Raw genomic sequence first — 15,773 nt, forward strand, 5'->3', positions numbered from 1 at the left:
TCGGTGGACGTTATTCCAACGCCGCTCTCCAGATTGTTTGTTTCAATGTGCAGTCCCTGATACCTGAGCGATTTAAGGGTGTCTGCGCCTTCGGTGGTTACATTGTAGTTGGGTGTAACACTCTCCTGCACATTTCCCGATTATGTCTTGAATCGGCGGTTTGGGCAAGTAGCCGACGAATATTTATGATGTGAATATTCGTCTTTTTATTGGGGCGGCAAAACCTGAGCCTTTATAAAATTGTTAACTATGCGGCAAATGTTTTTGCAAAAGTCTCAGGCCGTCTGAAGCCCTTACCCGTTTTTCCTATATAATTCTGTTTTTTCGATTTATCCGCGTCCATCATGAACCGCCTCAAACGCATTAAAACCATCCTCTGCACGCTCTACCGCTACCGCCTTGCCGAGCTGATTGCCTCGCTGGTCCGTCCGGGTTGGGCGCGGACTTTCCTCAATATGCTGCCGCAGTCGTCCAAGTTCAAACACGAGACGCCTGCCGTGCGCCTGCGTTTGGCGTTGGAAAGCCTGGGGCCGATTTTCATCAAATTCGGACAGGTATTGTCCACGCGCCCCGATTTGATTCCGCATGATTACGCGGTCGAACTGGCAAGGCTGCAAGACAAAGTGCCGCCGTTTGACGCACAGCTTTCGCGCTCGCAAATCGAAAAATCTTTGGGCCAATCCATCGACACTTTATACGCGGAATTTGAAACCGAGCCTGTCGCCAGCGCGTCCATCGCCCAGGTACACAAAGCCCGCCTGCATTCGGGCGAACAGGTCGCCGTGAAAGTCTTGCGCCCCAACCTTTTGCCCGTTATCGAACAGGATTTGTCGCTGATGCGCTTTGGCGCAGGCTGGGTGGAACGTTTGTTTTCAGACGGCAAGCGTTTGAAGCCGCGCGAAGTGGTGGCCGAATTTGACAAATACCTGCACGACGAGTTGGATTTGATGCGCGAAGCTGCCAATGCCAGCCAACTCGGGCGCAATTTCCAAAACAGCAATATGCTGATTGTGCCGAAGGTGTTTTACGATTACTGCACCAGCGACGTACTGACCATCGAATGGATGGACGGCACGCCGGTATCCGATATCGCCAAACTCAAAGCCGACGGCATTGATTTGCACAAACTTGCCGATTACGGCGTGGAAATCTTCTTTACCCAAGTCTTCCGCGACGGCTTTTTCCATGCGGATATGCACCCCGGCAATATTCTGGTCGCCGCCGACAACCGCTACATCGCCCTCGATTTCGGCATCGTCGGCACGCTGACCGATTACGACAAACGCTATCTCGCCATCAACTTCCTCGCCTTCTTCAACCGCGATTACCACCGCGTCGCCACCGCCCACATCGAATCAGGTTGGGTGCCTGCCGACACGCGCGCGGAAGAATTGGAAGCCGCTGTCCGCGCCGTGTGCGAACCTGTGTTCAACAAACCGATTTCACAGATTTCCTTCGGCTTGGTACTGATGCGCCTGTTTGAAGTCAGCCGCCGCTTCAATGTCGAAATCCAACCGCAGCTGGTATTGCTGCAAAAAACGCTGCTCAACATCGAAGGCTTGGGCCGCCAGCTTGATCCCGATTTGGACTTGTGGAAAACCGCCAAACCGTTTTTGGTGCGCTGGATGAACGAACAGGTCGGCCCCAAAGCCCTTTGGCGCAACCTCAAAAACGAAGCCCTCGACTGGGCGCAAATCATCCCTTCCCTGCCGCGTAAAATCAGTGCGCTGGTTGATGAAAACCGCCAACAGGAAATGCGTGATGCCTATGTACATCTGGTCAAAGTACAGCAACGCCAAAGCCTGTGGCTGGGTGTGATTGCGGTCGTTTTGCTGCTGATTTTGCTGTTTAAGTAAACCGTAATACAGCTTTAAACGACATAATAAAGGCCGTCTGAAATCTGATTTTCAGACGGCCTTTTATATACCAAACCTATTCTTTTTTCTCGTGCTGAACATTTCCGCTTTCGGCTTCGATATGCCGTCTGAAGCGCAAACCTGCGGCATGGTAAAACGGATGCGGCGAGAATTGGCGCGAGACTTGCGAAGCGAAGATGCAAGTCAGCAGCATCCAAAACAGTAAATTCTGTCCGCCCGTCATTTCCATTACCACCACGGCGGCGGTCAACGGCGATTGGGTCGCGGCGGCAAGGAACGCGGCCATGCAAAGCAAAACCGCGACATTGGACGCATCGCCCAGTTGCGCGAAAGAGGCCATGTGTTCGCCTATCATCGCGCCAATGGTTAAAGACGGCGTGAAGATACCGCCGGGAATACCTGCCCAGTAGCTGAACACGGTTGCCGCCCATTTTGCGGCGGCCAAACCGAACGGCGCTTCATACGCGCCTTTAAGTGCGGCTGCGGCTTCGTGATAGCCCGTACCATAGGTTTTGCCTTGATAAAACGTACCGAGCAGCGCCAGCAAGATACCCATTGCAAAGGCGACCACCAACAAATGACGACGGATGAAACTGCGCCAGCGTACCGGTGCGAATGCCGCCGCGCCGCGATACAAAAAGCTACTGAACAATCCGCCTGCCACACCGCAGACGATGCCCGACACCGCGGCCCACATCAGCATATCTGGCAGCTCATGCCCTTGAAACCCTGAAAAATACGGGTTGTTACCCTGTATTGCCACTTGAATGAAACCGGCCGCCAAAACGCCCATCAGGATTTGGCGTTCCCAACGCAAAATCACGCCGCGCCCCAATTCTTCGATGGCAAACACCACGCCGGCCAAAGGCGCGTTAAACGCCGCCGCCAAACCGCCGGCCGCGCCTGCGGCAATCAAATCGTTTTCCTGCATGCCCCTAAACGCCAGCCCGTGCTTTTTACACCACGCGCCCCAAGCGTTCATGACCGCCGCACCCACTTGTACAGACGGCCCTTCCCTACCGATCGACGCCCCCAAAATCATGCCCAAAAACGTCAGCGGAATCTTAAAAAAGGTTTCGCCCAGACGAATCAAACGGGTTTTCTGCGCGCCATACGGCAAAGACAAAGAAGCGATGACCTGCGGAATACCGCTGCCGGAAGTGTACGGCGCAAATTTGCGCGTAAACCACGCCAAAAGCGGCAAGCCCAGCGGCAAGGCCACCCACGCAAACCACGGATATTTGCCCACCAACAAAGCATTCCATTCCAAAGCCAAATCCGCCAAACGCGCAAACAGCAAAGCCGTCAGGGCAACCAGCGCCGAGCCTGCCAGCAAAAATAGAAAGGCCATGCTCTTTTTCGACAGGCGTTTGGTTTGGCGGATTTTGTGGGCGAGGCGCGCCGCCCAAGTCTGTGGAAATTTCATAATAGGCATGCAGTCAATGTGTTCAGACGGCCTTGATACTTTTCTCAAAGGCCGTCTGAAAACAAGGATAAAGGTTTTTAAGAACGGTAATCCGCGTTAATCGACACATACTCGTGCGACAAATCGCAGGTATAGACAACCGCCTCCGTATCGCCGCGTTGCAAATCGATGCGGACGGTGATTTCCGGACGGTTCATCACCGCTTGCCCTGCCTCTTCGGTATAGCTTCCCGCGCGGCCGCCGTTTTCGGCAACCAACACATCATCCAGCCACATTTTCAAAGCATCGACATCCAAGTCTTCAATACCGGCATAGCCGACGGCGGCCAACAGACGGCCCAAGTTCGGGTCGGAGGCAAAGAACGCGGTTTTTACCAAAGGCGAATGGGCGACGGCATAAGCCACCTTGCGCGCTTCTTCGCGGGTTTTCGCGTTTTGCACTTCAATCGTGATGAACTTGGTCGCACCCTCGCCATCACGGACAATCGCCTGCGCCAATTCCAAAGCCAGCGAACCGAGCAAGGCTTTGAGCTGCGCATAGCGCGGATCGGCGGTATTGTCGATTTCGCTCTGACCGCAACGGCCTGTCGCCATAATGACGAAGCTGTCGTTGGTGCTGGTATCGCCGTCCACGGTAATCGTATTGAAACTTTCGTCTGCGATTTCTTGCGTCATCAGCTGTAAAATCGGCTGGGACACTTTGGCATCGGTGGCGATAAACGACAACATGGTCGCCATGTTCGGATGAATCATGCCCGAGCCTTTGGCGATACCGGTAGCGCGGACTGTGTGTTTTTCGCCGACCAGGCCTGTGCGTGAAGCAGCTTTCGGTACAGTATCCGTCGTCATGATGGCACGCGCCGCGTCCGACCAGAATGCAGGGCGTACTTGCGGCAAAGCGGCCACAATTTTATCCACAGGCAGCGGCTCCAAAATCACGCCGGTCGAAAACGGCATAATCTGATTGGATTGGCAGCCGACCTGTTCTGCCGCCGCCGCGCACACTTTAATCGCGTCCAGACGGCCTTGTGCGCCGGTACCCGCATTGGCATTGCCCGTATTGATGACTAAGGCACACACACCGTCTTGGTCAAACAGATGCGACTTGGCAATATGCACCGGCGCGGCGCAGAAACGGTTTTGCGTAAACACCGCGCCCACCGTATGACCGCCGCCCAACACCATCAGCGTCAAATCGTCGCGGTCTTGTTGCTTGATGCCGGCACGACCTGTAAACAGACGGATGCCGTCGATTTCCAACAATTCGTCTGCACGTTTTTCAGTCAAATTTACAGCCATATCATTTTCTCCTGTTTACACTATTTTCAGACGGCCTAAACGCTATACGCCCAATAAGGGAATCAAGATAGGCACCAATATCGCCGTCAACACGCCGTTGAGCGTCAAGCCCAAACCGGCATATGCGGCCATACGGCGGCCGTATTCCAAAGACGCCGCAATACCCATCGCATGTGAGGCCGTACCCAAAGACATTCCTACTGAAGAAGGCATATACAACGCCCCTTTCAACACTTTATATCCGACCATCTGTCCAAAAAGCCCGGCAATAATCACCGTTGCTGCCGTAATCGCCGGAATACCGCCGATAGACGCCGTGATTTCAATCGCAATCGGATTCGTCACGGATTTAGAAGCCAGCGACAGAATCACTTCGCGCGAAGCGCCCAGCCATTTGGCAAAATACACGCCCGTAACAATACCTGTCACGCTGCCCGCCAACTGCGACAGCACCACCGGCAACCACTGGCTGCGGATACGGTCCCAATTTCGATAAAGCGGCACGGCCAGCAACACGACTGCCGGTTTCAACCAAAAATCAATAAAGTGAGAAGCAGAATGGTACAGCTCGTAATCGATGGCAAATACCTTCAAATACCCCATCAACACCAGCGTACTGATCAATACCGGATTACACAGCACATTCCCCGTGCGCGCCCGAATCTGCACTGCCAAAGCATATACGGCCAAAGTCAGGAACAACATGACCGAGGGCATACGCAACAGCCCGTCTATGTTCATCACATCCACCTCCTGACCCACTCATGCACTTTGCCGGTCACCAACAATACGCAGATCGTACTGCCGATTGTGGCCGTCAAAATCGAAAACCAGTCGTTTGCAATCACGTCCAAATAGCTGATGACGGCCACGCAAGGCGGCACCAAAAACAAAGTCAGGTTCGCCATCAAAATATCTGCCAGCTCTCCCACCCAAGACAATTTGACCCAGCCGGCCTGAAGCGCGGCAAACAGCAAAGCCATGCCGACAATACTGCCCGGCAGCTTCAACCCCAAAATCCAAACGGCCGTCTCGCCCAAAGCCAGGCAACCCAATACCACCAATAAGGCACGAATAATATTCATTAAGCCGGTTTCTCCTTATCCTTTTTCAGACGGCCTCAAAAAATTTATTAATCATTGAATCATATCGTGCCACAGGCCGTCTGAAAAGGGAAGAAACGCCTTCCTACAAGTTTAATGAAAGATAAGTATGATTACTCTAGCGGGTTGCTTAGGCAATGTCGAAACCCTTACCCTGCTTTTTGTCTTTAACGGCCGCCGCAAACCGGGCATTCGGGATTACGTCTTACCCCGTATTGCTGCCATTTTCCACTCAACGCGTTATAGGTGGAAAGTTTGCCGTGCGACGGCGTACCGATACCGATCAGCACTTTAAGCGCTTCGGCGGCTTGGGTCGTTCCGATAACGCCGACCAATGGTGAAAAAACGCCGAACAATGCACAAGCGCCGTCGCTGGCTTGTTCGCCGTCAAACAGACAGGCATAGCAAGGCGTATCAGGAAGATCGGGACGGTACACGGCAATTTGTCCGTCAAAGCCGACGGCCGCGGCGGAAACCAAAGGCGTGCGCGTGGCAACGGCGGCACGGTTGACCGCCTGGCGTGTGGGATAATTGTCGGAACAATCAAGAATGATGTCGGCGGCATTTGCCAATTCGACAAGCTTGGCTTCATCGAGAAATTCGGCAATGGCGGTAATATGTGTTTGGCTGTTGATCTGTTTCAGACGGCCTTGCATGACCAAAGCCTTGTTTTTACCGATGTCGGCTTCGGTAAACGTGATTTGGCGTTGAAGGTTGGTTTCGTCGATAGTATCGGCATCGGCAATCGTCAGGCGGCCGATACCGGCGGCGGCAAGATACGGCAAGGCCGCCGCACCCAGCCCGCCGCAACCGACAACGAGCGCATGGGCGGCCAAGAGTTTTTCTTGGCCTTCGATACCAATTTCGTCAAGCAGGATATGGCGGCTGAACCGCAAAAGTTGTTGATCGTTCATCATAATAATAAGGCCGTCTGAAACCCAACGTTCAGACGGCCTGAGTGGTTTAGAAATTAATATTTTCGTATGCGTTGTCAAACAGGAAAGGACGGCCTTCGCTGCTGGTTTCGGATTCGAGGCGGATGCCGCTGAGCATCATATTGCGGTCAACGTCTTTCATCATGTCGTAAACGCTCAAGAGTGCCAAATTGAGGCCGGTCAGGGCTTCGGTGGCAATGCTGCCGTTGCTGTGCGCTTGGACGGTTAATGTGGCTTTCAGGCAGGCCAGCTCAACGTTAATATCGAAATCAACCTGCACGCCGATGATGCGTCCGGGCAGGTGCAGCGGAATCAGGTTGGCGGTCTGTTTGATGCTCTGAATGGCGGCAACGCGGGCGATGGTCAGGATACTTGCCTTTTCGGTGGCATTCTCTATCAACACCCGTATCGCCTGCTGGCTCATGTTGACGGTGCCGACGGCGACGGCGGTGTGTTGTTCAGGAAAATCGGGCTGGTTGGGAAATTCAATCATGGGTTTCTCGCCTCTGTTTTGATGGGCAATATTTTACGGCATTTTACAGACAGCGACCACGCAGCGGATACGGACGGCTGTTTTCCGGTTTGAAATGTATCGGACGGCAGCATTGGCAGTTTACAAAAATTTGCTATACAATGGATTCAGGACAAACCCAAATTAACATTTAAATAAGAGAAAAATCATGCAACTGCATATCTTAAATAATCCAAAAGATGCCGCTCTGGCGGCGGATGCGGAATTTTTAAAACAGTCTCTTTTCAATCTGCTGCATGAGGAAGCGTCGCCTTTGGTGGTCGAAACCGTTAAGTTATTATCGACTTCAGACGACAGCGCTGCCCTAATTGAGAAGGTGTTGCCGCAATTGGACGAACAACAAACCCACGATTTAACCTTAGCCTGCGGCCTGTTCGCACAGATTTTGAACATCGCCGAAGACGTGCACCACGAACGCCGCCGCCAAATCCACGAAGATGCCGGCCACAGCGCAGCAGAAGGCAGTCTGACGGAAACAGTGCGCAAGCTCAAAGCCGGAAAAGTCAACGGCAAAGCGGTGCAACAACAACTGGACAACACGGTCGTTACCGCCGTTTTGACCGCGCACCCGACCGAGGTGCAACGCCAAACCGTCTTGAGCTTCAACCGCCGCATCCGCGCGCTGCTGCCGCAACGCGAACGCTGCACTAATCCTGATGCACTGGCTCAATTGCGCCGCGAAATCGACACAGTCCTTTTGGGCTTGTGGCAGACCAGCGAAACGCGCCGCCACAAACTTAGCGTCAACGACGAGATCAACAACGGTGTATCCATCTTCCCGATGAGCTTCTTTGAAGCCCTGCCTAAACTCTACCGCACAATGGAACGCGATTTTCAGACGGCCTATCCCGGCGTCCGCGTTCCGAATATCCTTAAAATCGGCGGCTGGATCGGCGGCGACCGCGACGGCAACCCGTTCGTTTCTGCCGAAACCTTGCGTTTTGCGTTCAGACGGCATGCCGACGCCGTATTCCGTTTCTATCGCGGCGAACTCGACAAACTCTACCGCGAATTGCCGCTCTCCATCCGCCGCGTCAAAGTCAATGACGATGTGATGGCACTTTCCGCCCAGTCTCCCGATGAAGAAATCGCCCGCGCCGAAGAACCCTACCGCCGCGCCATCGCCTACATCATGGCACGCGCTATGGGCAAGGCACGTTCACTCGGTTTGGGCATGGGCTGCAAATTCGGCTTCCTCGAGCCTTATGCCACGGTTGAAGAGTTCCTCAACGACCTGAAAAAACTGCAACGCTCGCTCCACGAAAACGGCAGCCAACTGCTGGCAGAAGGCCGTCTGGCCGACATTATCCGCAGCGTGTCCGTGTTCGGTTTCCACATGATGCCGCTCGACCTGCGCCAACACGCAGGCAAACACGCCGATGTGGTTGCCGAGCTTTTCCAACACGCAGGTTTGGAAGACTACAACAGCCTGAACGAAGAGCAAAAACAAGCCGCCCTGTTGCGCGAATTGAGCCATCAACGCCCGTTGTACAGCCCGTTCATCACATACAGCGACCATACCCGCCACGAGCTGGCAATTCTCAACGAAGCACGCAAAATCAAAGACGAATTCGGCGAAGATGCCGTGACGCAAAGCATTATTTCCAACTGCGAACAACCCAGCGACCTACTCGCCTTGGCATTGCTGCTGAAAGAAAGCGGCCTGTTGACGGTTGAAAACGGCAAACCGCGCAGCCGCATCAACATCGTGCCTCTGTTTGAAACCATCGAAGCGCTCGAAAACGCCTGTCCGGTCATGGAAACCATGTTCCGCCTCGACTGGTATGACGCCCTGCTCGAAAGTCGCGGCAACATCCAAGAAATCATGCTCGGCTACTCCGACTCCAACAAAGACGGCGGCTACGTTACCAGCTCATGGTGTCTGTATCAGGCCGAATTGGGCTTGGTCGAACTCTTCAAAAAATACGATGTACGCATGCGCCTGTTCCACGGCCGCGGCGGCAGCGTAGGCCGCGGCGGCGGCCCGTCTTACCAAGCCATTTTGGCGCAACCCGCAGGCAGCGTTGCCGGACAAATCCGCATTACCGAGCAAGGCGAAGTCATTACCGCCAAATACGCCGACCCGGGCAATGCCCAACGCAACTTGGAAACCTTGGTCGCCGCGACTTTGGAAGCCAGCATCCTGCCGGACAAAAAAGACCCTGATGCCAAACTGATGCAGGATTTGTCGGACGTATCGTTCAAATACTACCGCGAACTGATTACCCACCCCGACTTCATCGACTACTTCCTGCAAACTAGCCCGATTCAGGAAATCGCCACCCTCAACCTCGGCAGCCGTCCCGCCAGCCGCAAAACCCTAGCGCGGATTCAGGACTTGCGCGCGATTCCGTGGGTATTCTCCTGGATGCAAAACCGCCTCATGCTGCCGGCTTGGTACGGTTTCGGCAGCGCAGTGGAAACCTTGTGCGAAGGCAAACCCGAAACCCTCTCCGCCCTGCGCGAACACGCCCAAAACAACCCGTTCTTCCAAGCCATGCTCTCCAATATGGAACAAGTGATGGCAAAAACCGACATCACTTTGGCGGAAAACTATGCCGGCTTGAGCGAATCGCCCGACAAAGCAAAAGTCATCTTCGGCATGATCAAGGAAGAATACCAACGCAGCCGCAAAGCACTGCTCGACCTGCTGCAAACCGAAGAGCTTCTGCGCGACAACCGCAGCCTTGCCCGTTCGCTTGCCTTGAGGATTCCATACCTGAACGCCCTCAACGGCCTGCAAGTCGCCATGCTCAAACGCCTACGCAAAGAGCCCGACAATCCGCACGCCCTGCTGATGGTTCACCTGACCATCAACGGCGTAGCGCAAGGTTTGCGTAATACCGGTTAAAGCAGTACGGAAAAAAAGGCCGTCTGAAACAGTTTTCAGACGGCCTTTCAACCAACTGCGAACCATAGCAAAGGCTTTATCCATAAGCCTCATAATGTTTTTCAACCTGCTTGCCACTCTTACCCTATTCATTTAACTTACCCTGTATTTCAAACCATTGTGGGCAACAGCAGATAATCCACTGCTAAATCAAAGTGTTCACTTAAGTATGGCAACCGCTTCAGCATGATGGATGGTCGACCTACTGACATACCTTACCGCGGCACTGCCACATATCGCCGCACAATAAGCTTTCAGACAATCCTAAGGCCGTCTGAAAAACGAAAACATCTTACGCCAAGGCAACTATCATTATGTTTGACATTGTATTTATCTTGTTATTCGGCAGGCTTCAGCCACACAAAACACCCGATTCATCCGACACGCCCGTCCCTTTTGGGCATTCGGCAGCAGGCTCGGCTTTAATTTATTTATGCATACGCATAGGGATAATCATCCTTCATGATTCGATTTCCGGAGCCATTGACAGCCTCCCCCTCATTCTGTTTCAAACAATCTGCATGTTCGGCTGTCTGGTTTTGTATTTCAAAATGTTACGTACCGCATCCAACCCGAAATACCGTCAGATGATTTATTGGGTACTGGGCATTCTTTTGGGTTTGATCTTAAGCCTCCTATCCGGAAATTTGTTTTATTTAATGGCTTTATTCATTTTCTCATTCTTCGGAAGCACAATAAGCTGAATGCCTGCCCCTCTTTTTTCAGACGGCCTTTTATCATAAGAACACACCAGCATTGCGGCTGTTTTGAGTACCTCCACAATATGCTATAATCCGCCGTTAAACTTTTATCTTTTCAGGAAAAACCATGAGCTTGAAATGCGGCATCGTCGGTTTGCCCAACGTCGGCAAATCCACCCTCTTTAACGCGCTGACCCAATCGGGTATCGAAGCGGCAAACTATCCTTTCTGTACCATCGAACCCAACGTCGGCATCGTTGAAGTCCCCGACCCGCGCATGGCGGAGCTCGCGAAAATCGTCAATCCGCAAAAAATGCAGCCCGCCATCGTCGAGTTCGTCGACATTGCCGGTTTGGTTGCAGGCGCGAGCAAAGGCGAAGGCTTGGGCAACCAGTTCCTCGCCAACATCCGCGAGACTGACGCGATTGTTAACGTCGTGCGCTGCTTTGACGACGACAACATCGTCCACGTCGCAGGCAAAGTCGATCCGATTGCCGACATCGAAACCATCGGCACCGAACTAGCGCTTGCCGACCTCGCCAGCGTCGAAAAAGCCATCGTCCGCGAAGAAAAACGCGCCCGCTCAGGCGACAAAGATGCGCAAAAACTGGTCGAACTGTGCAAAAAACTGCTGCCGCATCTGGACGAAGGCAAACCCGTCCGCTCCTTCGGTTTGGACGCGGAAGAACTCGCCATGCTCAAGCCACTGTTCCTGCTGACCGCCAAACCCGCCATGTATGTCGGCAACGTTTCCGAAGACGGTTTTGAAAATAACCCGCACCTCGACCGCCTGAAAGAATTGGCTGAAAAAGAAAACGCGCCGGTTGTGGCCGTATGCGCCGCGATGGAAAGCGAAATCGCCGAATTGGAAGACGACGAAAAAGCCGAATTCCTCGCCGAAATGGGCTTGGAAGAACCGGGCCTGAACCGCCTGATTCGTGCCGGCTACGACCTCTTGGGCCTGCAAACCTACTTCACTGCCGGCGTCAAAGAAGTCCGCGCTTGGACCATCCACAAAGGCGACACCGCGCCACAAGCCGCCGGCGTGATTCACACCGACTTTGAACGCGGCTTCATCCGTGCCCAAGTTATCTCCTACGAAGACTTCATCGCTTTAGGCGGCGAAGCCAAAGCCAAAGAAGCAGGCAAAATGCGTGTGGAAGGCAAAGAATACGTCGTACAAGACGGCGATGTGATGCACTTCCTGTTTAACGTATAAAATCAGCATAACGCTTTTTCAGACGGCCTTTTCTAAGATTAAGGCCGTCTGAATTTATTTTCAGACGGCCTCATGTATTGAAATATCAACAAAACAAGACATTATCTCTATAATGAATGCGGGCATAGCCCGTAATTTTTCTTTCTTAAAATCTCTCATTTCTTGCCGACGCCTTAACTAAAAATAGCGCAAGATTACATCATCAATAACAATACCACTGATATGACAATAAATAATTAAACAATACCACATCGTATTGATTCATTATAAAAACAACATATTAAACATTATGTTGAAACTATCAACCGTATTCCTACTCTAATCTATTACTATTCAAACGCATATCATCAGCAATCATTCTAAGAAGGCAAACAAACTGCCCAGTACTGACAAACAATGGCCGACCTCCGAAATGCCCCCACTCTCGGCAGGAATCACTTTTCAGACGGCGCCATTAAAATAAACTAATTAAAATCAAAATATTATGAGCAAAGTTTTATCTTACCGCCCAGATATTGATACATTGCGTGCCGTTGCTGTTCTATCCGTTGTCGTTTTCCATATTGAAAAAAACTGGCTGCCTGGCGGCTTTCTTGGTGTCGATATCTTTTTTGTCATTTCCGGCTTTCTGATCACGATGATTATCCATCGTGAAATGAGCAGCGGGATTTTCTCGTTCAAAAAATTTTACATCCGCCGTATCAAGCGGATACTGCCCGCATTTTTTACCGTATTGACGGTAACGCTGATATGCGGCTTTCTTTTATTCACCAAAGATGATTTCTTCCTTTTATGGAGGACAGCTCTGTCCACCTTGGGGTTCATCTCCAATATCTTTTTTGCAAAGGGTCAGGGCTATTTCGATCCCATACAAGAAGAAAAACCTTTGCTTCACATTTGGTCTTTATCGGTCGAAGAACAATATTATTTCGTCTTCCCGATATTGCTGTTGCTGGTTGTCCGCAAAAGCTGGCGCACCCAGTTTGCCTTCCTCATCACGCTATGCGTATTCAGTATTTTGGCTTCTTTTATACCGACTGCGCTGGATAAATATTACCTTCCCCATCTGCGCGCCTGCGAAATGCTGATCGGCTCGTTGACGGCAGTGTGGATGCAATATCGGCAACAACAAGGGCTGGATACCGGCAAACAATATGCAGCGGCAGGCGCATTACTTTCCGTATGCGTACTGTTTGCCTGCCTGTTTACCTATACGGAAAAAACTGCCTATTTCCCGGGGCCTGCCGCCATGATTCCTTGTTTGGCCGCCGCCGCATTCATTTATTTCAATCAATTTGAACACCGGCTGAAAAAATTTTTCCAATGGAAGATTACTGTCGGTATAGGCTTGATTTCCTATTCACTGTATCTGTGGCATTGGCCTGTATTGGCTTTTATGAGATACATCGGTTCAAACAATCTGCCTTCTTATTCGACTGCAGCCGCGATTGTCTTAATGTTTGCACTCTCCCTGCTTTCTTATTATTTTGTCGAGAAGCCGTTTAAAAACTGGAAAGGCTCTTTTGCCCAATCTGTGACATGGGTTTATGCCGTCCCCATGCTTGTTTTGGCCATTATGCCTTTTCTTGCCATGAAGCTCCCGTTTATGCAGCAATACGACCGTATGGGATTGGCACGTTCCTACACTTCTTGTCACAACAATACCGACAAACAGTGTATTTGGGGCGATACAGACAAACAGCCGGAATTACTGATTCTAGGCGATTCGCATGCCGACCAATATAAAACGTTTTTTGATACCGTCGGCAAAAAAGAAAAATGGTCGGCAGCGATGGTTTCCGCGGACAGTTGCGCCTATGTAGAGGGTTATGCCGCCCCCGTATTCAAGCAAAACGCCTCCTGCCGTGCCGTTTATCAGTATGCCAAAGAGCATCTGCCCCAATACTCAAAAGTGCTTTTGGCCATGCGCTGGGGCAACCAAATGCCTGAAAACAGCAACTCCCTTGCTTACGATCCCGATTTTTTCAAAAAATTCGACCTCATGTTGCAAAAACTTTCTTCGGAAAAACAAGCGGTTTACCTGATGATAGACAACCCTAATCTGTCATACAACGGCTTGCGCGCCTATATTCTGTCTTACCGCATACCGGGATTTAGTCAAAATCTTGCCATTGATGAAACAGTCACTTCAAAAGGAAATGAACGCATCAAAGAATTGGCAGAAAAATATGCCAACGTGCATATTATCGATGCTACCGCCTATATTCCGGAGAACTTCAAAATCAACGGATTTCCGGTTTATTCCGATAGAGACCACATCAACCCTTACGGCGGCAGAGAACTGGCCAAGCGTTTTTCTGAAAAACACACGCTTCTTCAATAAGCCATAGCCATTCATCCGATGAAATTTGTTACAATTAGCAGTTTGTAAAACTGCTAATTTTTTTGGAAGATATCAATGAGCGTCATCAAAGACCTACAATCGCGTGGCTTAATCGCGCAAACTACCGACATCGAAGCCTTAGACGCTTTGCTAAACGAACAAAAAATTTCCCTCTATTGCGGTTTTGACCCGACAGCCGACAGCCTGCACATCGGCCACTTGCTGCCTGTATTGGCATTGCGCCGTTTCCAACAAGCCGGCCATACGCCGATTGCTTTGGTGGGCGGTGCGACCGGCATGATTGGCGACCCAAGCTTTAAAGCAGCCGAACGCAGCTTGAATTCTGCCGAAACCGTTGCCGGTTGGGTAGAAAGCATCCGCAACCAACTGACCCCTTTCTTAAGCTTTGACGGCGACAATGCGGCCATTATGGCCAACAACGCCGACTGGTTCGGCAGCATGAACTGCCTCGACTTCCTGCGCGACATCGGCAAGCATTTCTCTGTCAACGCCATGCTGAACAAGGAATCCGTCAAACAGCGTATCGAGCGCGACGATGTGGGCATTTCCTTCACCGAATTCGCCTACTCCCTGCTGCAAGGCTACGACTTTGCCGAATTGAACAAACGCCATGGCGCGGTTTTGGAAATCGGTGGCTCCGACCAATGGGGCAACATCACTGCCGGTATCGATTTGACTCGCCGCCTGCACCAAAAACAAGTATTCGGCCTGACCCTGCCTTTGGTAACCAAATCAGACGGCACTAAATTCGGTAAAACCGAAGGTGGCGCGGTATGGTTGAACGCGAAGAAAACTTCTCCGTATCAGTTCTACCAATTCTGGCTGAAAGTAGCCGATGCCGATGTGTATAAATTCCTGAAATACTTTACCTTCCTGTCCATCGAAGAAATCGACGCCATCGAAGCCAAAGACAAAGCCAGCGACACCAAGCCAGAAGCGCAACGCATTCTCGCCGAGGAAATGACCCGTCTGATTCACGGCGAAGAGGCCCTTGCCGCTGCACAACGCATTTCTGAAAGCCTGTTTGCCGAAGACCAAAGCCATCTCACCGAAAGCGACTTCGAGCAGCTGGCACTCGACGGACTGCCGACTTTTGTAGTTTCCGAGAGCATCAACGTGGTTGAAACTTTGGTGAAAACCGGTTTGGCGTCTTCCAACAAAGAAGCGCGCGGTTTTGTAAACAGCAAAGCGGTTTTGCTCAATGGCAAACCTGCTGAAGCCAATAATCCGAACCATGCCGCTGAAAAACCTGACGATGCCTACATGCTGACCGACGAACACAAACGTTTCGGCAAATACACCATCGTCCGTCGCGGCAAACGCAACCACGCTTTGTTGGTTTGGAAATAATCGTTAAACATTAAACGCACCGTTTAAAATAATCATGCCGTCTGAAATCAGCCACGCTTTTTTCAGACGGCATTTTC

At 51.6% G+C, this 15,773-nt stretch carries 11 protein-coding genes and 1 riboswitch; of the genes, 5 read left to right on the forward strand and 6 right to left on the reverse strand.

All coding sequences use genetic code 11. The features are described from left to right. Positions 1–40: 40 nt before the first annotated feature. Positions 41–138, reverse strand: a riboswitch (glycine riboswitch). Between the two features lie 206 nt (positions 139–344). Continuing rightward, positions 345–1,856, forward strand: coding sequence for a ubiquinone biosynthesis regulatory protein kinase UbiB (ubiB, locus tag LPB400_RS10325; protein ID WP_219088918.1), 1,512 nt, complete (start codon positions 345–347; stop codon positions 1,854–1,856). A gap of 76 nt (positions 1,857–1,932) precedes the next feature. Here ubiB and LPB400_RS10330 read toward each other — a convergent pair whose 3' ends face one another. From LPB400_RS10330 to LPB400_RS10355, 6 genes are all read right to left on the reverse strand, one after another. Beyond that, positions 1,933–3,303, reverse strand: coding sequence for a chloride channel protein (locus LPB400_RS10330; protein WP_219088920.1), 1,371 nt, complete (start codon positions 3,301–3,303; stop codon positions 1,933–1,935). Between the two features lie 77 nt (positions 3,304–3,380). Next, complete coding sequence (gene argJ / locus LPB400_RS10335; RefSeq protein ID WP_219088922.1) at positions 3,381–4,601, reverse strand: bifunctional glutamate N-acetyltransferase/amino-acid acetyltransferase ArgJ; 1,221 nt, start codon at positions 4,599–4,601, stop codon at positions 3,381–3,383. A gap of 42 nt (positions 4,602–4,643) precedes the next feature. Beyond that, positions 4,644–5,342 carry an LrgB family protein gene (locus LPB400_RS10340; RefSeq protein ID WP_413231329.1) on the reverse strand — a complete coding sequence of 233 codons (699 nt, stop codon included), beginning with the start codon at positions 5,340–5,342 and terminating at the stop codon, positions 4,644–4,646. Then, on the reverse strand, positions 5,342–5,686 hold the full coding sequence (locus LPB400_RS10345) for a CidA/LrgA family protein (protein ID WP_107769156.1): 345 nt from the start codon (positions 5,684–5,686) through the stop codon (positions 5,342–5,344). The genes LPB400_RS10340 and LPB400_RS10345 overlap by 1 nt, the downstream gene beginning before the upstream one ends. 185 nt (positions 5,687–5,871) lie before the next feature. Beyond that, positions 5,872–6,618: a HesA/MoeB/ThiF family protein gene (locus LPB400_RS10350; protein ID WP_199901395.1), complete on the reverse strand. Its 747-nt coding sequence runs from the start codon at positions 6,616–6,618 to the stop codon at positions 5,872–5,874. 49 nt (positions 6,619–6,667) lie between these two features. Further along, positions 6,668–7,132: a cyclic pyranopterin monophosphate synthase MoaC gene (locus LPB400_RS10355; RefSeq protein ID WP_070607056.1), complete on the reverse strand. Its 465-nt coding sequence runs from the start codon at positions 7,130–7,132 to the stop codon at positions 6,668–6,670. Between the two features lie 187 nt (positions 7,133–7,319). Here LPB400_RS10355 and ppc point away from each other — a divergent pair, with 187 nt between their 5' ends. From ppc to tyrS, 4 genes are all read left to right on the forward strand, one after another. Next, positions 7,320–10,022, forward strand: a complete 2,703-nt coding sequence (ppc, locus tag LPB400_RS10360; RefSeq protein ID WP_219088924.1) for a phosphoenolpyruvate carboxylase — start codon at positions 7,320–7,322, stop codon at positions 10,020–10,022. An 867-nt stretch (positions 10,023–10,889) separates the two neighbouring features. Beyond that, positions 10,890–11,981, forward strand: a complete 1,092-nt coding sequence (gene ychF / locus LPB400_RS10365) for a redox-regulated ATPase YchF (RefSeq protein WP_003748877.1) — start codon at positions 10,890–10,892, stop codon at positions 11,979–11,981. Positions 11,982–12,465: 484 nt separating this feature from the next. Further along, positions 12,466–14,325, forward strand: coding sequence for an acyltransferase family protein (locus LPB400_RS10370; protein WP_219088926.1), 1,860 nt, complete (start codon positions 12,466–12,468; stop codon positions 14,323–14,325). Between the two features lie 75 nt (positions 14,326–14,400). Then, a complete protein-coding gene (tyrS, locus tag LPB400_RS10375) occupies positions 14,401–15,696 on the forward strand; it encodes a tyrosine--tRNA ligase (RefSeq protein ID WP_219088929.1) in 1,296 nt (431 codons plus the stop codon). Positions 15,697–15,773: the final 77 nt, after the last annotated feature.

The organism is Neisseria perflava (assembly GCF_019334725.1).
Classification (GTDB): Bacteria; Pseudomonadota; Gammaproteobacteria; order Burkholderiales; family Neisseriaceae; genus Neisseria; species Neisseria subflava_A.

Bases quoted from the DNA above. Each gene is read 5' to 3' on its own strand.
- ubiB (WP_219088918.1), top strand. From the start codon at position 345: ATGAACCGCCTCAAACGCATTAAAACCATCCTCTGCACGCTCTACCGC.
- LPB400_RS10330 (WP_219088920.1), bottom strand. From the start codon at position 3,303: ATGAAATTTCCACAGACTTGGGCGGCGCGCCTCGCCCACAAAATCCGC.
- argJ (WP_219088922.1), bottom strand. From the start codon at position 4,601: ATGGCTGTAAATTTGACTGAAAAACGTGCAGACGAATTGTTGGAAATC.
- LPB400_RS10340 (WP_413231329.1), bottom strand. From the start codon at position 5,342: ATGAACATAGACGGGCTGTTGCGTATGCCCTCGGTCATGTTGTTCCTG.
- LPB400_RS10345 (WP_107769156.1), bottom strand. From the start codon at position 5,686: ATGAATATTATTCGTGCCTTATTGGTGGTATTGGGTTGCCTGGCTTTG.
- LPB400_RS10350 (WP_199901395.1), bottom strand. From the start codon at position 6,618: ATGAACGATCAACAACTTTTGCGGTTCAGCCGCCATATCCTGCTTGAC.
- LPB400_RS10355 (WP_070607056.1), bottom strand. From the start codon at position 7,132: ATGATTGAATTTCCCAACCAGCCCGATTTTCCTGAACAACACACCGCC.
- ppc (WP_219088924.1), top strand. From the start codon at position 7,320: ATGCAACTGCATATCTTAAATAATCCAAAAGATGCCGCTCTGGCGGCG.
- ychF (WP_003748877.1), top strand. From the start codon at position 10,890: ATGAGCTTGAAATGCGGCATCGTCGGTTTGCCCAACGTCGGCAAATCC.
- LPB400_RS10370 (WP_219088926.1), top strand. From the start codon at position 12,466: ATGAGCAAAGTTTTATCTTACCGCCCAGATATTGATACATTGCGTGCC.
- tyrS (WP_219088929.1), top strand. From the start codon at position 14,401: ATGAGCGTCATCAAAGACCTACAATCGCGTGGCTTAATCGCGCAAACT.